We start from the raw sequence: 26,415 nt of genomic DNA, 5'->3' as shown, positions 1-26,415 counted from the left end.
CGGAGATGTTCACCGGGATCGTCGAAGAGGTCGGCGAGATCGTCGACGTACGGCACGACGCGGACGTCGTCGTGCTCACCGTCCGTGGCCCGCGGGTGTCGTCCGACGCCGCGCACGGCGACTCGATCGCCGTCAACGGCTGCTGTCTCACCGTCGTCGACGACGAGGCCGCGGACGACCGCTTCCGTCTCGAGCTCGTCCCCGAGACGCTCAAGCGGACCTCCCTGGGCGGGGCCGCCGCGGGTTCCAAGGTCAACCTCGAACGGGCGCTGCCCGCGGGCGGGCGGCTCGGCGGGCACATCGTGCAGGGCCATGTCGACGGGGTCGCGACGCTGCTCGGGCGCACTCCCGGTGAGCGCAGCGACGAGGTGCGGTTCGGCCTGCCGCCGGAGCTGTCGCGCTACGTCGTGGAGAAGGGCTCGATCTGTGTCGACGGGGTGTCACTGACCGTGGCCGCCACCGACGGCGACACCTTCACCGTGGCGTTGATCCCGACGACTTTGGCGGACACCACACTCGGGATCCGCGTTCCGGGGGATACCGTCAACATCGAGGTCGATGTCGTTGCCAAATACGTGGAGCGGCTGACGGTCGCATACCGGCACGGCGCCGGCGAGGAGGCAGGGAACCAGTGAGCGACGTGGCGAGCAGCAGCGCCGGCACGACGGCGGCCGACCGGCGTCGCGCGTTCGAGCTGATCGAGCGGGCGGTGGCCGACCTGGCCGAGGGCAAGCCCGTCGTCGTGATCGACGACGAGGACCGGGAGAACGAGGGCGACCTCATCTTCGCCGCCGAGAAGGCGACGCCCGAGCTGGTGTCGTTCACGGTGCGCTACACCTCCGGCTACGTGTGTGTGGCGCTCACCGACGCCGACTGCGACCGGCTCGACCTGCCCCCGATGCACCACACGAACAGCGACAACTTCCGCACCGCGTTCACGGTGACCGTCGACGCCAAGGACGGCGTGTCGACGGGCATCTCCGCCGCCGACCGGGCCCACACGATCCGGCTCCTGGCCGATCCCGAGGCCACCCCCGGCGACCTCGTCCGCCCCGGGCACGTGCTGCCGCTGCGGGCCCGCGAGGGCGGCGTGCTGCGCCGGCCCGGGCACACCGAGGCCGCGGTCGACCTGGCCCGCATGGCCGGGCTCGCGCCCGCCGGCGCGCTCTGCGAGATCGTCTCGCAGAAGGACGACACCGACATGGCCCGCGGCGACGAGCTGCGCGTCTTCGCCGAGGACCACGAGCTCACGCTCATCACGATCGCCGACCTGATCGCCTACCGGCGGCGTTTCGAGAAGCACGTCGTGCGCGTCGCGCAGGCCCGCATCCCCACCGCGCACGGCGAGTTCGTCGCCTACGGCTACGACTCGCTGCTCGACGGCATCGAGCACATCGCGATGGTCGTCGGCGACGTGGCCACCCCGGAGGGCGACGGCGAGGACGTCCTCGTGCGCGTCCACTCCGAGTGCCTCACCGGCGACGTGCTGGGCTCGTTGCGCTGCGACTGCGGCCCCCAGCTCGACGCGGCCCTCGAGGCCGTCGCCGCCGAGGGCCGCGGCATCGTGCTCTACATGCGGGGGCACGAGGGCCGCGGGATCGGCCTGCTGCACAAGCTGCAGGCCTACCAGCTGCAGGAGGCCGGCGCCGACACCGTCGACGCCAACCTGGCCATGGGTCTTCCCGCCGACGCCCGCGACTACGGCATCGGCGCCCAGATCCTCGCCGACCTCGGGGTGCGCAGCATGCGGCTGCTCACCAACAACCCGGAGAAGCGCGCCGGGCTGGAGGGCTACGGCCTCGCCATCAACGGCCGCGTCCCCATGCCGGTGCGCCCCACCCCGGAGAACCTCCGGTACCTGCGGACCAAGCGTGACCGGATGGGCCACGAGCTCCCGGGTCTCGGTGAGGCCGCCGAGGGCGCCGCGGGCGGCTCCGGCTTCTGATCTCCGCGGGCCCGATCGACCACGACCCGGCCGCGCATCCCACGACGGGGTGCGCGGCCGTCGTCGTCCCGGGGCCGCGGCCGGCGCGACGGTGTCCCGGGGTGCGCTGCCGGCGCGACGGTGTCCCGGGGCGCGTGGCCGGGTGCGACGGTGGCGGGGCAGGATGGGACCCATGAGTGGTGAGGGACGGCCCGTCGATCTCGGTGACCTCGAAGGAGCGGACGGACTGCGCGTCGGCATCGCCGCCGCGAGCTGGCACGCGGAGATCACCGACCTGCTCCTGGAGCGCGCCGTCGCGACCGCGGAGAAGGCCGGCGCGGTCCCGACGGTCGTGCGGGTCAGCGGCACGATCGAGCTCCCCGTGGTGTGCCAGGCGCTGGCCCGCACCCACGACGCCGTCGTGGCGCTCGGGGTGGTGATCCGCGGCGGTACCCCGCACTTCGAGTACGTCTGCGACGCCGTCACCGCCGGACTCACCCGCGTGTCGCTCGACGAGGGTGTCGCCGTGGGCAACGGCGTGCTGACGTGCAACACCGTCGAGCAGGCCGTCGACCGCTCCGGTGCGCCCGGCTCGGCCGAGGACAAGGGCGCCGAGGCGACGGTCGCGGCCCTGCACACCGCGCTCGTGCTGCGGGGACTGGCGGCGTCGCGGTGAGCGCCCGGCCGCTGAGCACCCCGCAGGAGCGGGCCGCGGACGACACCGGTTCGGCGGGGCCGACCACCCCGGCGGTCACGTTGCGGCCGCGGCGCGTGGTGCGGCTGTCGTGGATCGGCTCGGTCGTGGTGGTGGCGCTGTTCGTGGCGATCGCGATCGTGCTGCGCAACACCGACACCGGCGTGTACTTCCGCTTCGCCGACCAGGTGTCGATGGTGTTGCTCGGGCTGTTGATCGCCGCCGGTCTGCTGCTGCTGGCCCGGCCGCGGGTCCGCGCCGACGCCGACGGCATCGAGGTCCGCAACATCCTGCAGACGCGACGTTTCGCGTGGGGCGAGATCGTGGGCATCGCGTTCCCCGACGGCGCGAGCTGGGCACGGCTCGACCTCCCCGACGACGAGTACCTCCCGGTCCTGGCGGTGCAGGCCGTCGACCGCATGTACGCCGTCGACGGCATCCGCGAGCTGCGCGCCCTGCGCACGGCCGCCCACGCGCGCCTCGCCGCGGCCCGGCGGGAGGCCGCCGAGCAGGCCGCGGCGCAGGAGCCCGCCGTCCCCGACGACGCGGCGCCGAACGACCCGGCGTCGAACGACGCAGCGTCGAACGACGCAGGGAAGCAGACCGCCGCGCACCACGACCCGACCGCCCGCGACGAGGCGGCCGGCCCCACCGACACCCGCGACTGAGGCGACCACCCTTCCCGCGGCCCCGGCGAACCCCGCGCTCCGGTCACCGACCCACCGCGTCGTACCGGTGACCGTCGGTGACCGGGCCGGTAGGGTGGTGGTGCGCCGGCAGCGCGGCCGGCCGGCTGAGAGGCGGGTGGTTCGATGTCCGCAGGACCGTCCCCGGCCGCGGTGGGCCGCGCGCCCGCCCAGCGGCCCCGTGCCGTCCTGCTCGACATCTACGACACGACGTTGCGGGTCGACGTGCTGCGGGCACGCTTCGTCGACGTCGGGCGCCACGAGCTGGAGTGTGACGTCTTCCTGGCCCGCGCCATGCGCGACGGGATCGCCTTCAGCATGGCGGGCGCCGACGGCGCGTTCGGCTCCTACGTGCGCGAGGCCCTGCGGGCGACGACCGGCCACAAGCTGTCGGAGGAGGCGCTCGACCACGTGATGAGCGGCTTCGCCTCGCTGCCGCCCCAGCCCGACGCCGAGCTCGCGCTGATGGCACTGGCCCGGGCGCGGGTGGCGGTGTACGCGTTCGGCTACGGCAACCAACGGGTGCTGGCCGACGCACTGGACCGCTCCGGCCTGCGGACCTACCTGCGGGGCACGATCACCGTGGACGACCTGGCCCGGTTGCGGCCGGGTGCGGGGGCCTACCACCACGGCTGCCGGGTGGCGCACGCGCAGCCGGCACGCACCGCGCTGGTCAGCGCGCACGCGTGGGACGTGCACGGCGCGGCCCGGGCGGGTCTGCTGACCGGTCTCGTCGCGCGTGGTGAGGGCCCGCCGCCGGCGATGATGGAGCAGCCGCACGTGCGTGCCGAACGGCTCGACCAGTGTGTGGACCGGCTGCTCGCGCTTCCCGCCTGATCCGGGGCCCGCCGCCGCGGCCGCGCTCACGAGGCCCCCGCCAGCCGGGGGCCGCCGAGGTCGGCCGCTGCGCCGGCGTGGGCCCCCGCGCGGAACCCGCTGCCGGAGTGGCCGGCCCGCCGGGCGGTGGCCAGGTGCGGGTAGGCGGCGGTGAACGCCTCCTCGACGGCCGCGGACCGGTCGGCCAGCACGACCGCGGTCCCGCCGCCGGGGGTGGCTGCGGCTGCGCGTTCGGCCGCGGTGAGGCGCTCGTGCACCCGCGCGGCGTACCCGAGCAGCCACGACCGCCGGTAGGCCGCGACGGACTCCCGCGCGTCCGGCGGGCGGCACCGCACCAGCTCACGGGTGGCCTGCAGGAGCAGCGACTCGAACAGCAGCGCCACCCGTTCCCGGTCGGAGGCGTGCCCGAACACGGTGACGGCCGCGACGCGGCCGCGGGCGGCCCGGTGCAGCACCCACCGGCAGCGCAGCGCCGCCGCCGTCCAGCCCAGCAGGCGGGCCTTGGCCGCGCTGTAGGGATCGGACAGCGCCACCCGGGTGCCGCCCACCGGGTCGGAGCCCGGGAAGGCGGCGGCGAGCAGCGCGGCGTCGATCCCGTGCCGGGCGGTCAGCTCGGCCGCCTTCGCGTTGTAGGTGCGGGCCTCGGCCTCGGTGCCGGCCCGCTCGGCCTTGGCCAGCAGCTTGCGCACCCGCGCGACGGGATCGGGCCCCCGCCTGCCGGTGCCCTCGCCGCCTGGTTCCACGGTCACGTCCGGCCCCCGTCCGCCACACGATCGCCCGAACCTCTGTTCGAACGAGGCGAGTCCTACCACCCCGGGCCGACAGAACCGCGGACCCCGGTGCCGAGCCGACGGGTGACGACGGTTCTACGCTGGGGTGGTCATGCCGGACCCCGCCACGTACCGCCCCGCCCCGGGTTCGATCCCGGACGAGCCGGGCGTCTACCGCTTCTCCGACCCGCGCGGCCGGGTGATCTACGTCGGCAAGGCCAAGAGCCTGCGCAGCCGGCTCAACTCCTACTTCGCCGATCTCTCCAACCTGCACCCGCGGACGCGGCAGATGGTCACGACGGCGACGGCCGTCGAGTGGACCGTCGTGGGCACCGAGGTCGAGGCGCTGCAGCTCGAGTACAACTGGATCAAGGAGTTCGACCCGCGGTTCAACGTCCGCTACCGCGACGACAAGACCTACCCGGTGCTCGCGGTGACGTTGAACGAGGAGTACCCGCGGCTGCACGTCTACCGGGGGCCGCGCCGCAAGGGTGTGCGCTACTTCGGGCCCTACGCCCACGCGTGGGCGATCCGCGAGACCCTCGACCTGCTGCTGCGGGTGTTCCCGGCCCGCACCTGCAGCGCGGGTGTGTTCCGCAGGCACGGCCAGATGGGGCGGCCCTGTCTGCTCGGCTACATCGACAAGTGCAGCGCGCCGTGCGTCGGCACCGTGGACGCCGCCGAGCACCGCCGGATCGTCGAGGACTTCTGCGACTTCCTCGCGGGCCGCACCGACCGGCTGGTGCGCGAGCTGGAGCGCCGCATGGAGCAGGCGGCCGAGGAACTGGAGTTCGAGCGGGCGGCGCGGCTGCGCGACGACATCGGCGCCCTGCGGCGGGCGATGGAGAAGCAGGCCGTGGTGCTGGGCGACGGCACGGACGCCGACGTCGTCGCGTTCGCCGAGGACGACCTCGAGGCCGCGGTGCAGATCTTCCACGTCCGCGGCGGGCGGGTCCGCGGTCAGCGGGGCTGGGTGATCGACAAGGTCGAGCAGACCGACACGCGGGAGCTCGTGGGCCGGTTCGTCAGCCAGTTCTACGGCGAGCAGGCCGCGCTGGCCGGGGCGGCCGACGACGCCCACCAGCCGGTACCGCGCGAGATCCTGGTGCCGGAGCTGCCCCCGGACGCCGACGCGCTGGTGGAGTGGCTCTCGGGGCTGCGGGGGTCGCGGGTGCAGCTGCGGGTGGCCCAGCGCGGCGACAAGCGGGCACTGGCGGAGACGGTGGCGCGCAACGCCTCGGAGGCGTTCGCGCGGCACAAGCTGAAGCGGGCGGGCGACCTGACGGCGCGGTCGGCGGCGCTGCAGGAGATCCAGGACGCCCTGGAGCTCGGCTCGGCCCCGCTCCGGATGGAGTGCATCGACGTCAGCCACGTCCAGGGCACCGACGTCGTGGCCTCGCTGGTGGTGTTCGAGGACGGGCTCGCGCGCAAGTCGGACTACCGCCGGTTCGAGGTCAAGGGCGGCGCCGAGGGCGGCGACGTCGCGGCGATCGCGGAGGTCGTGCGGCGGCGGTTCCGCCGCTACCTGCAGGAGACGGCGGGCGACGACCCCGGCGCCGACCCCGGCACCGACGACGCGAATGCGACGAACGGTCCGGACGACAGCTCGGCGACAGCCCCGGCTCCGGTCGGCGACGAGGGGTCACGGACACGTAACGCGGCGGCATCCGGCGCCGAACCCCCCGGCATCACGGACACGGCGAGCTCCTCGGCCGCGACCGTCCGGACGGGCATCGACCCGACCACCGGACGGCCGCGGAAGTTCGCGTACGCGCCGAACCTGCTCGTCGTCGACGGCGGGCCGCCCCAGGTGGAGGCGGCGGCCGACGTGCTGGCCGATCTGGGCATCGACGACGTCGCGGTGTGCGGGCTGGCCAAGCGCCTGGAGGAGGTCTGGCTGCCCGCCGATCCCGACCCGGTGATCATGTCGCGGACGTCGGAGGGGCTGTACCTGTTGCAGCGCCTGCGCGACGAGGCCCACCGCTTCGCCATCACCTACCACCGTCAGCGTCGTTCCAAGGGCATGGTGGTCTCCGAGCTCGACGCCGTCCCGGGACTCGGTCCCTCGCGGCGCCAGGCGTTGCTCAAGCAGTTCGGTTCGGTCCGCAAGCTCAGGGCCGCGGGCGTCGAGGAGATCGCCGCGGTCCCCGGCTTCGGCAGGCGCACGGCCGAGGCGGTCGTCGCGGCCCTGCACGGCGACGAGCCCAGCGGCACCGCGACGACCGCCGTGCGGGGGGAGTCCTCGTGAGCGCGCCGGAGGGGGCCCCGCAGGGCGGCACCGGCGCGACCGGGATCGAGGTCGCCCTGGTCAGCGGCCTGTCCGGGGCGGGACGCAGCACCGCGGCGAAGGTGCTGGAGGACCTGGGCTGGTTCGTCGTCGACAACCTCCCGCCCGAGCTGATCGCGACGATGGTCGACCTCGGCGCCCGTTCCCGGGGCGAGATCACCCGGATCGCCGTGGTCATGGACGTGCGCAGCCGGGCGTTCAGCCACGACCTGGGTGCCGTGATCAAGGATCTCGACGCGCGCGGCTACCGGCCGCGGGTGCTGTTCCTGGAGGCCACCGACGCGGTGCTCGTGCGCCGTTTCGAGCAGGTCCGGCGCAGCCACCCGCTGCAGGGCGACGGCAGGCTCTCCGACGGCATCGCCGCCGAGCGGGAGCTGCTGCGTCCGTTGCGCGAGGACGCCGACCTCGTCGTGGACACGACGACGATGTCGGTGCCGCGGCTGCGCGCCACGCTGGAGCGGACGTTCGGCGACGAGCTGTCCCCGGCGACGCGGGTGACGGTGCTGTCGTTCGGCTACAAGTACGGCCTGCCGATGGACTCCGACCTGGTCGTCGACGTCCGGTTCCTGCCCAACCCGCACTGGATCCCGGAGCTGCGGGAGTTCACCGGCCGCGACGAGGCCGTGCGCGACTACGTGCTGAGCCAGGAGGGCGCCGAGGAGTTCATCGAGCGCTACCTGGAGCTGCTCGCCCTGATCGGGGCGGGCTACCGGCGCGAGGGCAAGCGGTACCTGACGCTGTCGGTGGGCTGCACCGGTGGCAAGCACCGCAGCGTCGCGATCAGCGAGGAGCTGGCGCGGCGGCTGTCGGGGTCGGAGCACGTCGTGGTGGGCGTGTCACACCGGGACCTGGGGCGCGAATGAGCGGTCGATGAGCGACGAGGGGGGACGCGGCCTGCGGGCCGTGGCGCTGGGGGGCGGGCACGGCCTGCACGCGACCCTGACGGCGTTGCGCCTGCTGGGCGACGTCGTCGACGAGATCACGGCGGTGGTCACGGTCGCCGACGACGGCGGCTCGTCGGGCCGGCTGCGCCGCGAGCTGGGGTCGCTGCCGCCGGGTGATCTGCGGATGGCCCTGTGCGCGCTGGCGGCACCGCTCGCCGAGCCCGCGGCACCCGTGGACGGCGACGCCGACGACCTGTGGGTCCGGGTGGTGCAGCACCGCTTCGGGGGCACCGGTGCGCTGGCCGGGCACGCCGTCGGCAACCTGATGCTCGCCGGCCTCATGGACGTCCTCGGCGACGCCGTCGCCGCGCTCGACGAGATGGGCCGCCTGCTCGGCGCGCAGGGGCGCGTGCTGCCGATGAGCTGCGATCCGCTGACGATCGAGGCCCAGGTCACGGGCCTCGACGAGGACCAGGGTGCGGTGCGGCTCATCCGTGGGCAGGTGGCCGTGGCGTCCACCCCGGGCCGGGTGCGCCGGGTGTGGCTGCGGCCGGGGCGGCCGACGCCCTGCCCGGACGCGGTCGCCGCCGTGCGCGACGCCGACCTCGTCCTGCTGGGTCCCGGGTCCTGGTTCACCAGCGTGCTGCCGCACCTGCTCGTGCCCGGACTCGGGGAGGCGCTGACGTCGACGACCGCGCGCCGCGTCGTCGTGCTCAACCTCGCGCCGCAGCCGGGGGAGACCGCCGGGTTCTCCCCGGAACAGCACCTCGACGTACTCTCGCAACACGCTCCCGCGCTGCGGGTGGACGCGGTGCTCGCCGACGAGGCGGCGGTCCCGGTCCCCGACCGGCTCCGCCGCGCCGCTCGCTCCATGCTCGTCCCGGACGGGACGGTGCACCTGGCTCCGGTGGCCGCGGACGATCCCGCGGCGCCGAGGCACGACCCGGCAGCACTCGCCGCGGCCCTGCGTCCGGTCCTGGTCAGACCGGCTCGCGGTGCCACGGCGGGAGCCGGTGAGAGGAGGACCTGAGGTGCGCACCCCGTGCAGCCCGGCAGGACGTGAGGTCAGGAGGTGTCACCGATGGCGATGACGGCCGCGGTGAAGGACGAGCTGAGCAGGCTGACGGTGACCAAGCCGTCGTGCCGGCGGGCCGAGGTGGCGTCGCTGCTGCGGTTCGCGGGCGGGTTGCACATCGTCGGTGGCCGGGTGGTGATCGAGGCCGAGGTCGACACGGGCTCGGTGGCGCGTCGGCTGCGCCGTGAGATCCACGACCTGTACGGGCACCAGTGCGAGGCGCACGTGATCACGGCCGGGGGGTTGCGCCGCAGCGCGCGGTACGTGATCCGGGTCGTCCGTGACGGTGAGGGGCTGGCCCGCCAGACGGGGTTGCTCGACGCGCGGGGCCGCCCGGTCCGTGGGCTGCCGCCGCCGGTCGTGTCGGGCGACGTGTCCGACGCGGAGGCGGCGTGGCGGGGGGCGTTCCTCGCCCACGGCTCGCTCACCGAGCCGGGCCGCTCGTCGGCGCTCGAGGTGACGTGCCCGGGCCCGGAGGCGGCGCTGGCGCTGGTCGGTGCGGCGCGCCGGCTCGGGGTGACGGCGAAGGCCCGCGAGGTGCGGGGGGCCGACCGGGTCGTCGTCCGCGACGGCGACGCGATCAGCGCGCTGCTGACCCGGATGGGTGCCCACTCGTCGGTGCTGGCCTGGGAGGAGCGGCGGATGCGCCGCGAGGTCCGGGCGACGGCCAACCGGCTCGCGAACTTCGACGACGCCAACCTGCGCCGGTCGGCGCGGGCGGCCGTGGCGGCCGCGGCGCGGGTGTCGCGGGCGCTGGAGATCCTGGGCGACGACGTGCCGCAGCACCTGCTGGCCGCGGGCCGGCTGCGCGCGGAGCACACGCAGGCGTCGCTGGAGGAGCTCGGTCAGCTGGCCGAGCCGCCGATGACCAAGGACGCGGTGGCGGGCCGGATCCGGCGGCTGCTGCACATGGCCGACAAGCGCGCGGCCGATCTCGGCATCCCCGACACCGAGTCGGCGGTCACACCGGAGATGCTCGAGGACGCGTGACCGCGCTCGCCTCGCAGGTCGGGGGACATGAATCGATTCCGACAGGGGTGTGAGGCGGCCCGAGCGCGGACGCTAGTCTGGCGGGCAGGTTCGCCTGTTTTCCACTCCCGGGAGGTACTCGTGACGGTTCGCGTCGGCGTGAACGGCTTCGGCCGCATCGGCCGCAACTTCTGGCGGGCGGTGGACGCCCAGCGCGCCGCCGGCACCACGGACATCGAGATCGTCGCGGTGAACGACATCACCGACAACGCGACACTGGCGCACCTGCTGAAGTACGACTCGATCCTGGGCCGGCTCCCGTACGACGTGTCCTCGACCGACGAGGACATCGTCGTCGGTGGCAAGGCCGTCAAGGCCTTCGCCGAGCGCGACCCCGCCGCCCTGCCGTGGAAGGACCTGGGCGTCGACGTGGTCGTCGAGTCCACGGGCCTGTTCACCACGCGCGAGGCCGCGTCGAAGCACCTCGACGGCGGCGCCAAGAAGGTCGTCATCTCCGCGCCGGCCACCGGTGAGGACATCACGATCGTCAAGGGCGTCAACGACGGCGACTACGACGGCTCGCAGACGATCATCTCCAACGCCTCCTGCACCACGAACTGCCTGGCGCCGATGGCGAAGGTCCTCGACGACCTGGCCGGCATCGAGCGTGGCCTGATGACCACGATCCACGCCTACACCCAGGACCAGAACCTGCAGGACGGCCCGCACAAGGACCTGCGCCGGGCCCGCGCCGCCGCGCTGAACATCGTGCCGACCTCCACCGGTGCGGCCAAGGCCATCTCGCTGGTGATGCCCCAGCTCAAGGGCAAGCTCGACGGCTACGCGCTGCGGGTACCGATCCCCACGGGCTCGGCCACCGACCTCACCGTCGACGTCGCCCGCGAGGTCTCCGCCGAGGAGGTCAACGCCGCGATGAAGGCCGCCGCGGAGGGCCCGCTCAAGGGCGTCCTCAAGTACACCGAGGACCCGATCGTGTCCTCGGACATCGTGACCGACCCGCACTCCTGCATCCTCGACGCCGGGCTGACCAAGGTCACGGGCAAGCTGGTGAAGATCGTCGGCTGGTACGACAACGAGTGGGGCTACTCCAACCGGCTCGCCGACATCACCGCGCTCGTGGCGTCCAAGCTGTGAGGTCGCTCGACGACCTGGTCGACGAGGGCGTCGAAGGGCGGACCGTCCTGCTGCGGTCCGACCTGAACGTCCCCCTCGACGGGGACACGATCACCGACGACGGCCGCATCCGGGCCTCGCTGCCGACGATCTCGGAGCTGTCCGGGGCGGGCGCGATCGTCGTCATCGCCGCGCACCTGGGCCGCCCCGCGGGGGGCCCGGACCCGGCGCTGTCGCTGGAGCCGGTCGCGGCCCGCCTGAGCGAGCTGCTGGGAGCACCGGTGCGGCTGGTCCGCGGCTCCGAGCTGCCCAACCTCGCCGCCGGCGACGTCGTGATGCTGGAGAACATCCGGTTCGACCCCCGCGAGACCAGCAAGGACGACGACGAGCGCGCCGCACTGGCCGACGAGCTCGTGTCGCTGGTCGGCGACGACGGGGCGTTCGTCTCCGACGGCTTCGGGGTCGTGCACCGCAAGCAGGCGTCGGTCTACGACGTCGCGCAGGACCTCCCGGCCTACGCCGGCAGCCTCGTCGCGTCGGAGGTCGAGGTGCTGCAGCGCCTGACCGAGAAGGCCGACCGCCCCTACACGGTCGTCCTCGGCGGCTCGAAGGTCTCCGACAAGCTGGCCGTCATCGAGGCGCTGCTCCCGCGCGTCGACAGCCTGCTCGTCGGCGGCGGGATGTGCTTCACCTTCCTCGCCGCGCAGGGCTACGGCGTCGGCACCTCGCTGCTCGAGTCGGAGCAGATCGCCAACGCCCGCAAGCTCCTCGAGTCGGGCAAGATCCTGCTCCCGACCGACGTCGTCGTCGCCGACGCGTTCGCCGCCGACGCACAGACCCGCCTCGTCGCCGCCGACGCGATCCCCGACGGCTGGATGGGCCTCGACGTCGGCCCCGAGACGGTCCGCCTGTTCACCGAGACCCTCGCCGAGGCGCGGACGATCTTCTGGAACGGCCCGATGGGCGTGTTCGAGATGGCGCCGTTCGCCGACGGCACCCGGGGTGTCGCGCAGGCCATCGTCGACGCCACGGCCACCGGTGCGTTCAGCGTCGTCGGCGGTGGGGACTCGGCCGCGGCCGTGCGGGCCCTCGGCCTGCCCGAGGACGGCTTCTCCCACATCTCGACCGGCGGCGGCGCGTCGCTGGAGTACCTGGAGGGCAAGGCGCTGCCCGGCCTCTCCGTCCTCGATCACTGATCGCGGACCGACGAACGCGAGGACGACTGTGACCCGGACCGGCCGCAAGCCGCTCATCGCCGGCAACTGGAAGATGAACCTCACGCACCTCGAGGCCATCGCCTTCCTGCAGAAGCTCGCCTACGGGCTGCCGGAGAAGTACTACGACAAGGTCGAGGTGGCGGTGCTCCCGCCGTTCACCGCGATCCGCAGCGTCCAGACCGTCATCGACGGTGACGGTCTGCTGATGACGCACGGCGCGCAGGACATCTCGCAGCACGGGTCCGGTGCCTACACCGGCGACGTCTCCGGTCAGATGCTGGCCAAGCTGCAGTGCCGCTACGTCGTCGTCGGGCACTCGGAGCGCCGCGAGTACCACCACGAGGACGACGCGGTCGTCAACGCGAAGGTGCACGCCGCGTTCGCCAACGGCATCGTCCCGATCCTGTGCGTCGGCGAGGGGCTCGAGGTCCGGGAGAACGGCGGCCACGTCGGGCACTGCGCCTCGCAGCTGACCGCGGCGCTGGCCGGCGTCACCGCCGAGCAGGCCGCGACGATCGTCGTCGCCTACGAGCCGGTCTGGGCGATCGGCACCGGCCGGGTCGCGGGCCCGGCCGACGCCCAGGAGGTCTGCGGGGCGCTGCGCGCCGAGCTGGTCGGGCTGTACGGCGACACGGTCGCCGGTGCGGTCCGCGTGCTCTACGGCGGTTCGGTCAAGTCGGGCAACGTCGGCGAGATCGTGGGGGAGAGCGACGTCGACGGCGCGCTCGTCGGCGGGGCGAGCCTCGACCCCGACGAGTTCGCCAAGCTGTGCGCCATCGCGGCGGGCGGCCCGCTGCCCTGACCGCGCGACGGCAGGCGACGGGGTGGGGCCGCGGCCCCACCCCGTTCGTCGTCCGTGCCCGTCCTCGCCGCCGTTCGTCCCCGCGGTGCGCTGCGTAACACCCGCGCTGCGGTGCGCGAGGACACCGGAGAGGAACATCAGGACCTCCCGGGCGGATGCCCGCGCCCGACAGGTAGCCTGGTGGACCCCGATGTGAATGAGGATGGGATGAAGCTCGCCCTGGATATCGTGCTCATCGTCTCCAGCCTCGTGCTGGTGCTGCTGATCCTGCTGCACCGCGGCCGCGGCGGCGGGCTGTCCAGCCTGTTCGGCGGCGGCGTCCAGTCGAGCCTGTCCGGATCGAGCGTCGCGGAGAAGAACCTCGACCGGATGACCCTGTTCACCGCCGCGATCTGGCTGATCTCGATCGTCGGCACCGGCGTGCTGATCAAGATCGGCTGACAGGCCGGGCGGACCGGTCGGAAGAAGGAGTACGAGACATGGCGATGTCTGGTGGCAACGCGATCCGCGGCACCCGGGTCGGGGCCGGTCCGATGGGCGAGTCCGAGCGGGGCGAGACCGCGCCGCGGGTCCGGGTCGCCTACTTCTGCGCGACGGGCCACGAGACACGCCCGTCGTTCGCAGCTGAGGCGGAGATCCCCGAGACCTGGGACTGCCCCCGCTGCGGCCTGCCCGCCGGGCGTGACCACACCGCCCCGCCCGCGGCCCCCCGCAACGAGCCGTACAAGACGCACCTCGCCTACGTGAAGGAGCGCCGCAGCGACGCCGACGGCGCCGCCATCCTCGAAGAGGCCCTCGGCCGGCTCCGCGCGTCGCGCGAGCTCTGATCCTCGTCCGGTCCCGACCGGGGCTCGTGCGCAGCAGAGTCCGTGAGGCGCTGCGCGCCAAGCTGATCCGCGCCGTCGACGAGGTGGTCACCCGTCGCGTCGACGATCAGACCACGGCGTTGCGCGCCGAGATCACGGCGTTGCGCGCCGAGCTGGCCGACGCGACCGACCGGTCCCGGGCCGCCGTGGTCGCCGAGCTGCACGCCGCCGAGCGCCGGTCGCGCCGTGACCTCGTGGCCGCCGCCGAGCGGGCCGCGGTCGCGTCCACCTCGCGGTTCGTCGAGGCGGAGCTGCGCGAGGCCGTCGCCCTGCCCGACGCGGCGTCGACGCTCGACCACGCGATCGCGAAGGCCCCGGGCGGTGGGCTGGCGCTGGAGTTCGGCGTCTACACCGGGGGGACGCTGACCCGCATCGCCGGTGCGCGCGCCGGTGACCCGGGTGGCGTCGCCGGGTTCGACTCGTTCGACGGCCTGCCCGAGACGTGGCGTGCCGGTTTCCGGGAGGGCGTGTTCGACGACGTCACCGGGCCGCCCGACGTCCCGGGCGCCGAGATCGTCGTCGGGCTGTTCGCCGACACCCTGCCCGGCTTCCTCGACGCCCACCCGGGGCCGGTCGACCTGCTGCACCTCGACGCCGACCTGTACTCGTCGACGGCGACGGTGCTCGGCCTCGTCGGGCCGAGGCTGCGGCCGGGCAGCGTCGTGCTGTTCGACGAGTTCTTCAACTATCCGGGCTGGGAGCAGCACGAGGCCCGGGCGTGGCGGGAGTACGTCGCCGCGTCGGGGCGCACGTTCGCGTGGGAGGCCTACTCGGTCGCCGACGAGCAGGTCGCGGTCCGCATCACGGGCTGAGACCCCGACGAGTACACCCGGACCGGCGCCGAGCCGGACCCCGCGCCGGTCAGATCCCGGTCGGCACCGGCCCGACGCCGGACCGGCGCGACGGGGGCCCGGCGGGCCGGCCCTGCGGCAGGGCGCTGCCGGCGGCCGCCCCCGGCGCGGGGGTCAGAGCGCCACCGGACGGACGCGGGCGGCAGCCTCGGTCGCCCGCTCGCGGGCCTGCGCGACGTCGGCGCCCGACGCGACCGCCACCCCCATGCGGCGCCGGGTGAAGCTCTCCGGCTTGCCGAACAACCGCAGGTCGGTGCCCGGCACGGCGAGCGCGTCGGCGACCCCGTCGAACGCGATCCCGGCCGCCTCGACCCCGCCGTAGACGACCGCCGACGCCCCGGGGCCGGTGAGCGTGACGTCGACCGGCAGGCCCAGGATCGCGCGGGCGTGCAGCTCGAACTCCGAGAGCCGCTGGGTGGCGAGGGTGACCAGACCGGTGTCGTGCGGGCGCGGGGACACCTCGGAGAACAGCACGCGGTCGCCCGCCACGAACAGCTCCACCCCGAACACCCCCCAGCCGCCCAGGTCGGCGGTGACGGCACCGGCGATCCGGCGGGCCTCGGCGAGCGCGGCGTCGCTCATCGGCTGCGGCTGCCAGGACTCGACGTAGTCGCCGTCGCGCTGCAGGTGCCCGATGGGCGCGCAGAAATGTGTGCCGGTCGTGCCGTCGGCCTCGCGGGCGCGCACGGTGAGCAGGGTGATCTCGTAGTCGAACGCGACGAAGCCCTCGACGATCACCCGCGTCCGGGCGACGCGCCCGCCCGCCATCGCGTACTCCCACGCCCGGTCGAGGTCGGCGTCCGAGCGCAGCACCGACTGCCCCTTGCCCGACGACGACATCACGGGCTTGAGGACGCAGGGGTAGCCCACCCCGGCGGGGCCCTCGATCGCGGCGCGGACCTCCTCGCGGGAGTCGGCGAACGCGTAGGGCGAGGTCGGGAGGCCGAGCTCCTCGGCGGCGAGGCGGCGGATGCCCTCGCGGTCCATCGTCAGCCGGGTGGCCCGCGCGGTGGGGACGACCGTGGTGGTGCCGGCCGCCTCGACGGCGAGCAGCGCATCGGTGGCGATGGCCTCGATCTCGGGGACGACGAGATGCGGTCGCTCGGCCTCGATCACCGCGGTGAGCGCGGCCGGATCGGTCATGTCGACCGTGTGGGCGCGGTGGGCGACCTGGTGGGCGGGGGCGTCGGGATAGCGGTCGACGGCGACGACCTCGACGCCGAGCCGCTGCAGCGCGATCACGACCTCCTTGCCGAGCTCACCGGCGCCGAGCAGCATGACGCGCGTCGCGCCGGGGGTCAGGGGTGTCCCGAGGCGGATCGGGTCGTCGCAGCGATCGCCGGTCGCGGTCATGACGATCACGATAGGTCCCGCGCGGGCCGCCTTCCTCCCCGATGTGGGGGAGTCCGCACGTCGCGGCCACCACTGCCGCCTCAGAGGGCGTCGAGGGCGCGCAGCAGCGCCCCGGGCCCCGCGACACCCGCGCCGACGGCCTCGACGCGGGCGCGCAGCAGCCGGTCGGCGGTCACGACGACGACCGCGGCTCCCGCGGCGACCAGGTCGGCGGTGACGGTGACGATCGTGGAGTCGCCGTCAGCCTCGGCCCGGACGACCCGGAGCCCGTCGCCCGGGTCGATCACCGCCGCGCGGGCGGCGCCCTCCAGGACGACGACGATCCGCTCGACGTCGGCGGCGAGGCCGGACGTCGACGCGGGCCCGGCCCGCAGCGCCGCCGCGAGCCGGCTCGTCAGCCGTGCGGCCGCACCGGCCCGGTCGCGCCACCACCCGTCGGGCCGCGACCCCACGACGTTGGCGCCGTCGACCACCAGGACGGTCACGGGGTTCCGGTCAGGCGATCGGGGGCACGAGGTCGCGGGGCAGCTTCGACGCGGCCGCCTTGTCGAGCAGCCAGCGGGTGCGGCTGCGTCCGCTCACCCCGGCGACCGGGATGGCCACCTCGCCCGCCCCGGTCAGGGCCATGGCGACGGCGGCGGCCTTCGGCTCACCGGTGGTCATCACCCAGACCTCGACGGAGTTGCGGATCGCGGGCAGCGTCAGGGAGATGCGCGTCGGGGGCGGCTTCGGGCAGCCGTGGACGGCGACGACGGTGCGTTCGGTCTCGTAGACGGCGGGGGAGTGCGGGAAGATCGACGCGGTGTGCCCCTCCCCGCCCATGCCGAGCAACAGGACGTCGAGGGCCGGCATGGGACCGTGGTCCTCGGGCGCGGCCCGGCCCGCGAGCATGTCGGCGTAGGCCTCGGCGGCGGCGTCGGCGCCCGCCGGGCCGGTGCCGGTGTCGGCGCCCATCGCGAAGACGTTGCCGGGGTCGATGGCGACGTGGTCGAGCAGCGCCTCCCTGGCCTGGGTCTCGTTGCGGTCGGCGTGCCCGCGGGGCAGGAACCGTTCGTCTCCCCAGTAGAACTCGATCCGTGACCAGTCGACGGCGTCGCGGGCGGTGCCGGTGCGCAGCTGCTCGAGCAGGGCGATGCCGATGCCGCCTCCGGTGAGGCCCAGCCGCGGTGTGCGCCCGGCGGCCTGCAGGTCGACGAGCTTGGTGACCAGCCGGGCCGCGACGGCCGCGGCCAGGACGTCCGGGGTGCGGTGGACGACGACGTCCGGTTGGGGCGCCATGGGCAGGCCTACCTTCTCGCGGGGTGGGTCAGGGGACGAGGTTGACGGGGGACCGGCCACGGGAGACACGCCCGATGCCGGTGAGGGCCTCGGCGTAGATCTCGTCGGGATCGAGCCGGCGCAGCTCCTCGGACAGGCAGTCCGGGACGCCGCGGCGGGTCAGCACGATCATCCGGTCGGGCTGGCCGGGCTGGCGCAGCGTCGCGGTGTGGCCGTCGGGACGCAACAGCTCGATCGCCCCGGACCGGCGCGTGAGCTGCACCGACGACATGCCGCCGCCGTTGCCGGTGGCGGGCGAGCGCTTGACCTTCACGTCGAGGCGGACGGCGAGCCAGCCGGCGAGCAGGTCGGTGGACGGGGACACGCTCTCCCCGGCGACGACGGCTCCGGTGACGGGCTCGTGCGGCGGGTTGTCCAGCGCGGTGGCGAGCAGCGCCCGCCAGTGGGTGAGCCGCGTCCAGGTGAGATCGGTGTCGCCCGCGACGTGCCCGGCGCGGCGCTGCTCGAACGCCTTGGTCGGGTTGCGCGCGGACAGGGCGTCGGTGATGCGGCGCTGCGCCAGGCGGCCGATCGGGTCGTCGGAGGGGACGGCGGGTGCGTCGCCGGGCCACCAGGCGACGACGGGCGCGTCGGGCAGCAGCAGCGGCACCACCATGCCGGCGCCGGCCTCCTCGGCGGCGAGCGGGCCGTACCCGCGCAGGACGACGACCTCGCTGGCGCCCGCGTCGCCACCGACCCGGATCTGGGCGTCGAGACGCGGCGCGGCCTTGCGGGCGCCCCGGGCGACGACGATGACCCGGCACGGGTGCTCGCGGCTGGCGGTGTTGGCGGCCTCGATGGCGTCCTCGGCGCCGCCGCCGTCGTCGGTGACGATGACGAGGGTGAGGACGCGGCCCAGCGCCATCACCCCGCCCTTCTCCCGCAGCTCGACGAGCTTGCGGTTGACGATGGAGGTGGTGCTCGACGGCAGGTCGACGATCATCGGGGGTTCCTCCCGGAAACAGCGGTGGTCACGGTCGCCGCCAGTGACGTCCGGTGCGGGCCATCATGCGGTTGGACGACTCGGGCCCCCAGCTGCCGGCCGGGTAGGGGTCGGGGCCGCCGTCGGCGCCCGCCCACGCCTCGATGACGGGGTCGAGCACCTGCCAGGAACGTTCGACCTCGGAGTTCACCGGGAACAGCGACGGCTCGCCCAGCAGCACGTCGAGGATCAGCCGCTCGTAGGCCTCCGGGGAGGCCTCGGTGAACGCGGTGCCGTAGCCGAAGTCCATGGTGACGTCGCGGACCTCCATCTGGCTGCCCGGCACCTTCGACCCGAACCGCATGGTGACGCCCTCGTCGGGCTGCACCCGCACGACCAGCGCGTTCTGCCCCAGCTCCTCGGTCATGGTCGCGTCGAACGGCAGGTGCGGGGCGCGTTTGAAGATCACCGCGATCTCGGTGACGCGACGTCCGAGCCGCTTGCCGGTGCGCAGGTAGAACGGCACCCCGGCCCAGCGGCGGGTGTCGACCTCGACGGTGATCGCCGCGAACGTCTCGGTGCGGGAGTCGGGGTCGTAGCCGTCCTCCTCCTTGAGCCCGCGGACGAGCTCGCCGCCCTGCCAGCCGCCGGTGTACTGGCCGCGGGCGGTGGTCTCCTCGATGGGCCCGACGAGCCGGGTGGCGTTGAGCACCTTGATCTTCTCGGCGCGCAGCTCGTCGGAGGAGAAGGAGACGGGCTCCTCCATCGCGGTGAACGCGAGCAGCTGCAGCAGGTGGTTCTGGATGACGTCGCGGGCGGCGCCGATCCCGTCGTAGTAGCCGGCGCGCCCACCCAGGCCGATGTCCTCGGCCATGGTGATCTGCACGTGGTCGACGTAGTGGCTGTTCCAGATGGGCTCGAACAGCTGGTTGGCGAAGCGCAGCGCCAGGACGTTCTGGACGGTCTCCTTGCCGAGGTAGTGGTCGATGCGGAACACCGAGTCCTCGGGGAACACCTCGTTGACGATCTCGTTGAGCTCGATCGCCGACCGGAGGTCGTGGCCGAACGGCTTCTCGATGACGACGCGGCGCCACTGCTCGCCGTCCTGCGCCGACAGCCCGGAGCGGGCCAGCTGCTTGCAGACGACGGGGAACGCGGCGGGCGGGATCGACAGGTAGAAGGCGTGGTTGCCGCCGGTGCCGCGGACCCGGTCCAGGTCGTGCACGGTCCGGGCGAGCCGGTCGAAGGCGTCGTCGTCGTCGAAGGTGCCCTGCACGAAGCGGAAGCCCTCGGCGAGCTTGTCCCACACCTCCTGGCGGAACGGGGTGCGGGCGTGGGCGCGGACGGCTTCGAGGACGACCTTGCCGAAGTCCTCGGCGCCCCAGTCGCGGCGGGCGAACCCGACCAGCGCGAAGCCCGGTGGCAGCAGACCGCGGTTGGCGAGGTCGTAGATCGCCGGCATCAGCTTCTTGCGGGAGAGGTCGCCGGTGACGCCGAAGATCACCAGCCCGCAGGGGCCGGCGATGCGGGGCAGGCGTTTGTCGCGGGGGTCGCGCAGCGGGTTGGTCCAGCCGAGCGCACCCGGACCGGCGGTGGTACTGCCAGCCGTCATCGGTGTCATCCCCGTTCTCCTCGTCGCGTGCGAGGCGTCGTCATGGCCGGTTGTTCGCGTGCCGGTGGGCGGTCACAGTTCCTGGACCGCGCGGGCGAGGGTGACGAGGCCGCCGAGGCGGTCCCGCAGGTGCAGGGCGAGCACGGGGCGACCCGCGGCGACGAGGTCGGCGGTGGCGGCCCCCGCCTGTGCGGCGACGACGTCGTCGAGGGTGCCGCCGCCCGGCAGGCCGTGGTCGTGCTCTGCGGTGCCGGTGATCACGAGGAACGCGCTGTCCGCGGTGTCGCGGTGGTGGCGGCCGACGCCGTCGAGGGTGCGCGGGGCCCAGCCGAACGTCGTGGCCCGCCCGGTGCGGCGGGCGAGCTCGGGTCCGAGCACCGCCGCCGACGCGTCCTCCCGCGGGTCGAGCCAGGCCTCGACGGCCAGCGCCCCGCCGGCCGGGCCGGTGAGCGCGCGCAACGCCGCCACGACGGTCGCGGCGTGCAACCCGCCGCCCGCCCGGATCTCGACCCCGCCGTCGACGGCGATGCACGGCAGGGGCGTCGCGCCCGCGGCCGGCGCGCCGCCGCCGCCGAACGGGTCGGCGCCGAGCACCCGCGCGACGGTGGCGACGGCGTACTGCCACAGCACGACCTGCGCCCCGACCTCGCCACGGGTCCGGAACGTGTCCGTCCCCCGGCGCAGCGCCAGCGACGGCCCGCGCCCGCCTCCGCCGGGGACCAGCAGCGGCAGCGGGCCGAGCCCGCCGGTCGAGCCGCCGACGATGTGCTCGACCCAGTCGGCGAGCCCCTCCGGCCCGCTGTCCGGGTCGATCACGAGCGGGCCGCCGTCCCCGGCGAGCAGCAGGCCCGCCAGCACCAGCCCGGGGTTGTCCGGGTGGTCGGCCGTGACCGCGGCGGTGGCCGCCGACGCGTCGGCCAGTACCCGTTCGACGTCGGCGCCCGCGAGCCCGGCCGCGACGAGCGCCGTCGCCCCCAGGGTGGCGAACCGGGACGGGACGTCGCGTTCGGCCGTGACGACCGGCACGTCCGAGGACAGCGACAGCTTCTCCAGCCGGGAGCCCGCCTCGGTCACGACGACGACCCGGCCCTCGGCACGGACACCCTCCGCGCGGATCGCGTCCTGCAGGACGGCGACGATCGCGTCGGTCGGTCCGTCGGCCGGGCCGGCCGTGTCGACGTGCACGAGGACCGTCGAGCCCATGTCGCCGTCGAGGACGTCGGCCAGCGGGCCCGGGTCGGCCGAGTCGAGCACCTCCAGCGGGGCCGCCGACGCCCGGGCCAGCAGCGCGGCGCCGTGCGCCTGACCGGGCGCGGCGACGAGGACGACGCGACGCGCGCCGTCGACCCGGAACCGCTCACGCAGCGCCGTGATCTGCCCGACCAGCGGCCGCGACGTGCGCGCGAGCGCGGCCCAGCCGACGGCGTCGGTCGCCGCCCGGCCCCACACGCTGGGGTCGCCCTCGCCGATCCGGGACGCGACGGTCTCACCCGCCAGCCGCGCCGCGACGAGCGCGGCATCGGCGGCGAGCGGACCGTCGCCCGGTTCGACGAGCGTCACGGGGCGCGTCAGCGTGCGCCGTCCAGCTGCTCTCGCACGGTGGCGCCCAGCTCGTCCCACGACTTGTCGAACTTCTCGACACCCTCGTTCTCCAGGACGAGGAAGACGTCGGTGAGGTCGATGCCGACGCCTTCGAGCGCGTCGAACACCTCCTGGGCCTGCGCGCCGGTGCCGGTGACACGGTCACCCTGCAGCTCGCCGTGGTCGGCGAACGCCTTCATCGTCTTCTCCGGCATCGTGTTCACCGTGTCGGCGACGACGAGCTCGGTGACGTAGAGGGTGTCGGAGTAGTCCGGGTTCTTCACCCCGGTCGACGCCCACAGCGGCCGCTGGACCTTGGCGCCCTTGGCCGCGAGTGCCTCCCAGCGCGCACCGGAGAACACCTCCTGGAACGCCGCGTACGCCAGCCGGGAGTTGGCGACGCCCGCCTTGCCGCGCAGTGCCTTTGCCTCGTCGGTGCCGATGGCGTCGAGCCGCTTGTCGATCTCGGTGTCCACGCGGGAGACGAAGAACGACGCGACCGACGTGATCGGTGCCAGCGGGTGCCCGTTGGCGGCCGCCTGCTCCAGGCCGCTGAGGTAGGCCTCCATGACCAGGCGGTAGCGCTCGACCGAGAAGATCAGCGTGACATTGACGCTGACACCCTCGGACAGCGCCCGGCTGATCGCCGGCAGGCCCTGCTCCGTGGCCGGGATCTTGACCAGCAGGTTGGGCCGGTCGACGGCCTTCCACAGGTCCACGGCCTCGGCGACGGTGGCCTCGGTGTCGCGGGCCAGGGTCGGGTCGACCTCCAGCGAGACCCGCCCGTCGATGCCGCCGGTGGCCTCCCAGGTCCCGGAGAACACGTCGCAGGCCTGCTGCACGTCGGCGACCGTGATCTCGCGCACCGCGTCGGCGACCGACGCGCCGCGGGCGGCCAGGTCACGGATCTGGTCGGTGTAGGCCTCGCCGTTGGCCAGGGCCCCGGCGAAGATCGTCGGGTTGGTGGTGACGCCGACGACGTTCCAGTCCTCGATCAGCTCCCGCAGGTTGCCGCTGCGCAGCCGCTCCCGGGACAGGTCGTCGAGCCAGATGGACACGCCCGCCGCGGACAGCGCGGCGAGCCGTTCGTGGGTGCTCATGTAGATCTCCTCTGCTCGTGTCCCGGCACGGGGCCCGTCATACCCGCGCCAGGCTCCTGCGGGCCGCGGCGACGGCGGCCTCGGTGGTGATCCCGAACTCGCGGAACAGCGTCTTGTAGTCGGCGCTCGCGCCGAAGTGCTCGATGGACACGTGCTCCCCGGCGTCGCCGGTGTAGCGGTACCAGGGCATCGCGATGCCGGCCTCGATCGAGACGCGGGCGCGGGTCGCGGCCGGCAGCACGTCCTCGCGGTAGAGGTCGTCCTGCTCCTCGAACCACTCGACGCACGGCATCGACACGACGCGGGTGGGGACGCCCTCGGCCTCGAACACCTCGCGCGCCTCGACGGCGATCTGCACCTCCGAGCCCGTCGCCATGAAGATCAGCGCGGGACCGTCGGCACCCGACTCCTTCGCCAGCACGTAGCCGCCCCGGGCGACGCCCTCGGTGGACGTGCCCTCCAGTACCGGCAGGTTCTGCCGGGTCAGCGCGAGGCCGACCGGACCGTCGTGCCGTTCGAGGGTGGCCTTCCACGCCGCGGCGGTCTCGTTGGCGTCGCCGGGCCGGACGAACGCCAGCCCGGGAATGGCGCGCAGCGCCGCGAAGTGCTCGATCGGCTGGTGCGTGGGGCCGTCCTCGCCCAGGCCGATCGAGTCGTGCGTCCACACGAAGATCGGGCCGGCCTTCATCAGCGCGGCGAGGCGCACCGCGGGGCGCATGTAGTCGGAGAAGACGAGGAACGTGCCGCCGTAGGGACGCGTCGGGCCGTGCAGCGCGATGCCGTTGAGCGCGGCGCCCATGGCGTGCTCCCGGATGCCGAAGTGCAGGGTGCGCCCGTAGGGATGGGCGTTCCACATCTTCGTGGCGGCGTCCTTGGGGCCGAACGAGTCGGCCCCCTTCATCGTCGTGTTGTTGCTCTCGGCCAGGTCGGCCGAGCCGCCCCACAGCTCGGGCAGCACGTCGGCGAGCGCGTTGAGCACCTCGCCGGACGCCTTGCGGGTGGCGACGCCCTTGGGGTCGGGGTCCCAGTGGGGCAGCGCGTCGGCCCAGCCCTCCGGCAGCTGCTGGGCGACGAGCCGGTCGAACAGCTTCTTGCGCTCCGGCTCGCGCGCGGCCCAGTCCTCGAAGGACCTCGTCCACTCCTCGTGCGCCCGCTGCCCGCGGTCGCGGACCTCACGCGCGTGCGCGAGCGCCTTCGGGTCCACGTCGAAGTTCTTGGCGGGGTCGAAGCCCAGCGCCTCCTTCACCGCGGCGACCTCGTCGGCGCCCAGGGCGGCACCGTGCGCGGCGCCGGTGTTCATCTTGTTCGGCGCCGGATAGCCGATGACCGTGCGCAGCAGGATGAACGACGGCCGCTGCGTCTCCGCCCTGGCCGCCTCCAGCGCGGCGAGGATGCCGGTGACGTTCTCGCCGCCCTCGACGACCTGCACGTGCCAGCCGTAGGCCTCGTAGCGGGCCGCGGTGTCCTCCGACAGCGCGATGTCGGTGTCGTCCTCGATCGAGATCTTGTTGTCGTCGTAGACGACGGTGAGGTTGCCCAGCTCCTGGCGGCCGGCCAGCGACGACGCCTCGGAGGTGATGCCCTCCTCGATGTCGCCGTCGGAGGCGATCACGTAGACGTGGTGGTCGAACGGGCTGGAACCTTCGGGGGCGTCGGGGTCGAACAGGCCGCGCTCGCGGCGGGCCGCCATCGCCATCCCGACCGCCGACGCGAGACCCTGCCCGAGCGGGCCCGTCGTGATCTCGATGCCCGGGGTGTGCCGGTGCTCGGGGTGGCCGGGGGTCTTGGAGCCCCACGTGCGCAACGCCTCGAGGTCCTCGAGCGTCAGGCCGTAGCCCGACAGGTACAGCTGCAGGTACAGCGTGAGGCTCGAGTGGCCGCACGACAGCACGAACCGGTCGCGCCCCACCCAGTCGGCGTCCGCCGGGTCGTGCCGCATGACGCGCTGGAACAGCGTGTACGCGAGCGGGGCGAGGCTCATGGCGGTGCCGGGGTGGCCGTTGCCCGCCTTCTGCACTGCGTCGGCGGCCAGGACCCGGATCGTGTCGACGGCTTTGCGGTCGAGGTCGGTCCAGTCGGCGGGCACGTCGGCATGCAGGAGGGGGGAGACGTCGGTCGCTGACACGGGTTGCGCTCCTGGGGTCGTCTCGGATCGTGGGGGCCCGCGTGGTCACGGGACCGGTCGGGTTCAGCCTAGTCACGCAGCCCTGCTCCGCCAGGGGCCTTCCGGCCGACGTGACCGGGTCGGACTCGCGACGTGGGAGGCGCTGCACAGTGGACGCGAGGTGGACCCGACCCGGTGCGGTCGGGAACCGTCACGATCACCGTCGGTGATCGTGTGGGTGGGTCCGGTGGCCGGCGCCGGCGGTGGGGCCGTGATGCGGTCTACCCCACGCTCCCGCCCGTCATGCGCCCGGTTACCATCGACACGCTGTAGAAGTGCGGCACTGAACTGCCCCGGATCCCGCGCCGGCCCCCCGACGGGCCACGCGGTCCGCCCCACCACATCGAGCGAGGTACCAACTGGTGAGCGCCCCGGCGACACCCGCGGACCCGGTCCCGACACCGGATGCGGACGTGCGGCGCGACCGCGGCGCGACCCGCCTGCAGCGGGCGCGCGAGGTCGTCGACGCCTACCTCGCGCTCACGAAGACCCGGATCATCGAGCAGCTGCTCGTCGTCACCGTCCCGGCGATGTTCCTCGCCCAGCGGGGCGTCCCGTCGGTGTGGCTCATCCTCGCGACGCTGGTCGGCGGCGCGATGGCCGCCGCGAGCGCGCACGCGCTGAACTGTGTCGTCGACGCCGACATCGACGCGAAGATGAAGCGCACCGCGCGGCGCCCGCTGGCCAAGGGTGTGGTGCCGCCGCGCAACGCCCTGATCTTCGGTCTCGTGCTGGGCGCCATCAGCTCGGTGTGGCTCGCGCTCACCACGAACCTGCTGGCCGCCGCGTTGTCGGCCGCCGCCATCGCCTTCTACGTGCTCGTCTACACGCTGCTGCTCAAGCGGCGGACGGCACAGAACATCGTGTGGGGCGGCGCTGCCGGCTGCATGCCCGTCGTCATCGGCTGGGCCGCGGTCACCGGGGACGTCGGCTGGCCCGCGCTGGTCATGTTCGGTGTGATCTTCTTCTGGACGCCGCCGCACTTCTGGGCGCTCGCCATGCGCTACCGCGACGACTACGCCGCGGCCGGGGTCCCGATGCTCCCGGTCGTCGCGACCCCGACGCAGGTGTCGGTGCGGATCGTGGTCTACAGCTGGGTGATGGCGCTGTGGACGCTGCTGCTGTTCCCGGTGACGTCGTGGATCTACGCCGGTGTCGCCGTGCTGGGCGGGGCGTACTTCGTCTACCGCAGCCACCGCATGCACGCCGCGGTCAAGGCGGGCCGCGACGTGACGCCGATGAAGCTGTTCCACCTGTCGAACATCTACCTGTGCGTGCTGTTCGCGGCGATCGCGGTGGACGCGGCCGTCGCCCTGCCGGTGTTCGGCCTGCCCTTCTGAGCCGCGCCCTGCCGCGCAGGGTGTCGAGAA

Annotated in this window: 25 protein-coding genes; 16 read left to right on the top strand and 9 right to left on the bottom strand. The window is 74.0% G+C overall.

Features of this window, described 5'->3' with window-relative positions; translation table 11 throughout:
* Nucleotides 1-5: 5 nt before the first annotated feature.
* The 5 genes from AB7F12_RS03215 to AB7F12_RS03195 all read left to right on the top strand — a co-directional run bounded on the left by AB7F12_RS03215 (nucleotide 6) and on the right by AB7F12_RS03195 (nucleotide 4,141).
* Nucleotides 6-635 carry a riboflavin synthase gene (locus AB7F12_RS03215; RefSeq protein ID WP_428496653.1) on the top strand — a complete coding sequence of 210 codons (630 nt, stop codon included), beginning with the start codon at nucleotides 6-8 and terminating at the stop codon, nucleotides 633-635.
* Nucleotides 632-1,945, top strand: a complete 1,314-nt coding sequence (locus tag AB7F12_RS03210; RefSeq protein ID WP_428496652.1) for a bifunctional 3,4-dihydroxy-2-butanone-4-phosphate synthase/GTP cyclohydrolase II — start codon at nucleotides 632-634, stop codon at nucleotides 1,943-1,945. Before AB7F12_RS03215 ends, AB7F12_RS03210 begins: the two co-directional genes overlap by 4 nt.
* A 172-nt stretch (nucleotides 1,946-2,117) precedes the next feature.
* Nucleotides 2,118-2,600, top strand: coding sequence for a 6,7-dimethyl-8-ribityllumazine synthase (gene ribH, locus AB7F12_RS03205; RefSeq protein ID WP_428496651.1), 483 nt, complete (start codon nucleotides 2,118-2,120; stop codon nucleotides 2,598-2,600).
* Nucleotides 2,597-3,286: a PH domain-containing protein gene (locus AB7F12_RS03200; protein ID WP_428496650.1), complete on the top strand. Its 690-nt coding sequence runs from the start codon at nucleotides 2,597-2,599 to the stop codon at nucleotides 3,284-3,286. The genes ribH and AB7F12_RS03200 overlap by 4 nt, the downstream gene beginning before the upstream one ends.
* A 144-nt stretch (nucleotides 3,287-3,430) precedes the next feature.
* Complete coding sequence (locus AB7F12_RS03195) at nucleotides 3,431-4,141, top strand: HAD family hydrolase (protein WP_428496649.1); 711 nt, start codon at nucleotides 3,431-3,433, stop codon at nucleotides 4,139-4,141.
* Nucleotides 4,142-4,167: 26 nt separating this feature from the next.
* Here the strand turns inward: AB7F12_RS03195 and AB7F12_RS03190 are convergent, their stop codons facing one another.
* The gene (locus AB7F12_RS03190; RefSeq protein WP_428496648.1) at nucleotides 4,168-4,890 is read right to left on the bottom strand and encodes a DUF2786 domain-containing protein; all 723 of its coding nucleotides are present in this window, start codon (nucleotides 4,888-4,890) and stop codon (nucleotides 4,168-4,170) included.
* Nucleotides 4,891-5,023: 133 nt separating this feature from the next.
* Here AB7F12_RS03190 and uvrC point away from each other — a divergent pair, with 133 nt between their 5' ends.
* The 10 genes from uvrC to AB7F12_RS03140 all read left to right on the top strand — a co-directional run bounded on the left by uvrC (nucleotide 5,024) and on the right by AB7F12_RS03140 (nucleotide 14,957).
* A complete protein-coding gene (gene uvrC, locus AB7F12_RS03185) occupies nucleotides 5,024-7,159 on the top strand; it encodes an excinuclease ABC subunit UvrC (RefSeq protein ID WP_428496647.1) in 2,136 nt (711 codons plus the stop codon).
* Entirely contained in the window at nucleotides 7,156-8,061 is a 906-nt protein-coding gene (rapZ, locus tag AB7F12_RS03180) for an RNase adapter RapZ (protein ID WP_428496646.1), read from the top strand. The genes uvrC and rapZ overlap by 4 nt, the downstream gene beginning before the upstream one ends.
* A 31-nt stretch (nucleotides 8,062-8,092) precedes the next feature.
* Nucleotides 8,093-9,112 carry a gluconeogenesis factor YvcK family protein gene (locus tag AB7F12_RS03175; RefSeq protein WP_428496687.1) on the top strand — a complete coding sequence of 340 codons (1,020 nt, stop codon included), beginning with the start codon at nucleotides 8,093-8,095 and terminating at the stop codon, nucleotides 9,110-9,112.
* A 51-nt stretch (nucleotides 9,113-9,163) separates the two neighbouring features.
* Nucleotides 9,164-10,147: a DNA-binding protein WhiA gene (gene whiA, locus AB7F12_RS03170; protein WP_428496645.1), complete on the top strand. Its 984-nt coding sequence runs from the start codon at nucleotides 9,164-9,166 to the stop codon at nucleotides 10,145-10,147.
* Nucleotides 10,148-10,267: 120 nt separating this feature from the next.
* Nucleotides 10,268-11,281, top strand: coding sequence for a type I glyceraldehyde-3-phosphate dehydrogenase (gene gap / locus AB7F12_RS03165; RefSeq protein WP_428496644.1), 1,014 nt, complete (start codon nucleotides 10,268-10,270; stop codon nucleotides 11,279-11,281).
* Nucleotides 11,278-12,456, top strand: a complete 1,179-nt coding sequence (locus AB7F12_RS03160; RefSeq protein WP_428496643.1) for a phosphoglycerate kinase — start codon at nucleotides 11,278-11,280, stop codon at nucleotides 12,454-12,456. Before gap ends, AB7F12_RS03160 begins: the two co-directional genes overlap by 4 nt.
* Nucleotides 12,457-12,484: 28 nt before the next feature.
* Entirely contained in the window at nucleotides 12,485-13,279 is a 795-nt protein-coding gene (gene tpiA / locus AB7F12_RS03155; RefSeq protein ID WP_428496642.1) for a triose-phosphate isomerase, read from the top strand.
* A 207-nt stretch (nucleotides 13,280-13,486) separates the two neighbouring features.
* Entirely contained in the window at nucleotides 13,487-13,720 is a 234-nt protein-coding gene (secG, locus tag AB7F12_RS03150; protein ID WP_428496686.1) for a preprotein translocase subunit SecG, read from the top strand.
* A gap of 44 nt (nucleotides 13,721-13,764) precedes the next feature.
* On the top strand, nucleotides 13,765-14,106 hold the full coding sequence (locus tag AB7F12_RS03145; RefSeq protein ID WP_147111155.1) for an RNA polymerase-binding protein RbpA: 342 nt from the start codon (nucleotides 13,765-13,767) through the stop codon (nucleotides 14,104-14,106).
* A 26-nt stretch (nucleotides 14,107-14,132) separates the two neighbouring features.
* On the top strand, nucleotides 14,133-14,957 hold the full coding sequence (locus AB7F12_RS03140) for a class I SAM-dependent methyltransferase (RefSeq protein WP_428496641.1): 825 nt from the start codon (nucleotides 14,133-14,135) through the stop codon (nucleotides 14,955-14,957).
* Between the two features lie 153 nt (nucleotides 14,958-15,110).
* On the opposite strand, the gene purT is transcribed toward AB7F12_RS03140, so the two are convergent.
* The 8 genes from purT to tkt form a co-directional block, all read right to left on the bottom strand.
* A complete protein-coding gene (purT, locus tag AB7F12_RS03135) occupies nucleotides 15,111-16,349 on the bottom strand; it encodes a formate-dependent phosphoribosylglycinamide formyltransferase (protein WP_428496640.1) in 1,239 nt (412 codons plus the stop codon).
* 80 nt (nucleotides 16,350-16,429) lie between these two features.
* Nucleotides 16,430-16,834, bottom strand: coding sequence for a hypothetical protein (locus AB7F12_RS03130; protein WP_428496639.1), 405 nt, complete (start codon nucleotides 16,832-16,834; stop codon nucleotides 16,430-16,432).
* A 10-nt stretch (nucleotides 16,835-16,844) separates the two neighbouring features.
* Entirely contained in the window at nucleotides 16,845-17,627 is a 783-nt protein-coding gene (gene pgl / locus AB7F12_RS03125) for a 6-phosphogluconolactonase (RefSeq protein WP_428496638.1), read from the bottom strand.
* Nucleotides 17,628-17,655: 28 nt separating this feature from the next.
* Nucleotides 17,656-18,609, bottom strand: coding sequence for a glucose-6-phosphate dehydrogenase assembly protein OpcA (gene opcA / locus AB7F12_RS03120; protein ID WP_428496637.1), 954 nt, complete (start codon nucleotides 18,607-18,609; stop codon nucleotides 17,656-17,658).
* Nucleotides 18,610-18,637: 28 nt separating this feature from the next.
* A complete protein-coding gene (gene zwf / locus AB7F12_RS03115; RefSeq protein ID WP_428496636.1) occupies nucleotides 18,638-20,209 on the bottom strand; it encodes a glucose-6-phosphate dehydrogenase in 1,572 nt (523 codons plus the stop codon).
* A 63-nt stretch (nucleotides 20,210-20,272) separates the two neighbouring features.
* A complete protein-coding gene (locus tag AB7F12_RS03110) occupies nucleotides 20,273-21,760 on the bottom strand; it encodes a hypothetical protein (protein ID WP_428496635.1) in 1,488 nt (495 codons plus the stop codon).
* A gap of 8 nt (nucleotides 21,761-21,768) precedes the next feature.
* Nucleotides 21,769-22,881, bottom strand: a complete 1,113-nt coding sequence (tal, locus tag AB7F12_RS03105) for a transaldolase (RefSeq protein WP_428496634.1) — start codon at nucleotides 22,879-22,881, stop codon at nucleotides 21,769-21,771.
* Between the two features lie 37 nt (nucleotides 22,882-22,918).
* A complete protein-coding gene (gene tkt, locus AB7F12_RS03100; protein WP_428496633.1) occupies nucleotides 22,919-25,006 on the bottom strand; it encodes a transketolase in 2,088 nt (695 codons plus the stop codon).
* 452 nt (nucleotides 25,007-25,458) lie between these two features.
* Here tkt and AB7F12_RS03095 point away from each other — a divergent pair, with 452 nt between their 5' ends.
* Entirely contained in the window at nucleotides 25,459-26,385 is a 927-nt protein-coding gene (locus AB7F12_RS03095; protein ID WP_428496685.1) for a heme o synthase, read from the top strand.
* Nucleotides 26,386-26,415: the final 30 nt, after the last annotated feature.

The organism is Pseudonocardia sp. (genome assembly GCF_050250275.1).
GTDB lineage: Bacteria > Actinomycetota > Actinomycetes > Mycobacteriales > Pseudonocardiaceae > Pseudonocardia.
Note: the sequence above shows the minus strand (reverse complement) of the source record. Positions and strands in the feature narration are given on the sequence as shown.

Excerpts from the sequence above, each read along its gene's own strand:
- AB7F12_RS03215 (WP_428496653.1), top strand. The coding sequence starts at position 6 with ATGTTCACCGGGATCGTCGAAGAGGTCGGCGAGATCGTCGACGTACGG.
- ribH (WP_428496651.1), top strand. The coding sequence starts at position 2,118 with ATGAGTGGTGAGGGACGGCCCGTCGATCTCGGTGACCTCGAAGGAGCG.
- AB7F12_RS03195 (WP_428496649.1), top strand. The coding sequence starts at position 3,431 with ATGTCCGCAGGACCGTCCCCGGCCGCGGTGGGCCGCGCGCCCGCCCAG.
- uvrC (WP_428496647.1), top strand. The coding sequence starts at position 5,024 with ATGCCGGACCCCGCCACGTACCGCCCCGCCCCGGGTTCGATCCCGGAC.
- whiA (WP_428496645.1), top strand. The coding sequence starts at position 9,164 with ATGGCGATGACGGCCGCGGTGAAGGACGAGCTGAGCAGGCTGACGGTG.
- secG (WP_428496686.1), top strand. The coding sequence starts at position 13,487 with ATGAAGCTCGCCCTGGATATCGTGCTCATCGTCTCCAGCCTCGTGCTG.
- AB7F12_RS03145 (WP_147111155.1), top strand. The coding sequence starts at position 13,765 with ATGTCTGGTGGCAACGCGATCCGCGGCACCCGGGTCGGGGCCGGTCCG.
- purT (WP_428496640.1), bottom strand. The coding sequence starts at position 16,349 with ATGACCGCGACCGGCGATCGCTGCGACGACCCGATCCGCCTCGGGACA.
- pgl (WP_428496638.1), bottom strand. The coding sequence starts at position 17,627 with ATGGCGCCCCAACCGGACGTCGTCGTCCACCGCACCCCGGACGTCCTG.
- opcA (WP_428496637.1), bottom strand. The coding sequence starts at position 18,609 with ATGATCGTCGACCTGCCGTCGAGCACCACCTCCATCGTCAACCGCAAG.
- zwf (WP_428496636.1), bottom strand. The coding sequence starts at position 20,209 with ATGACACCGATGACGGCTGGCAGTACCACCGCCGGTCCGGGTGCGCTC.
- tal (WP_428496634.1), bottom strand. The coding sequence starts at position 22,881 with ATGAGCACCCACGAACGGCTCGCCGCGCTGTCCGCGGCGGGCGTGTCC.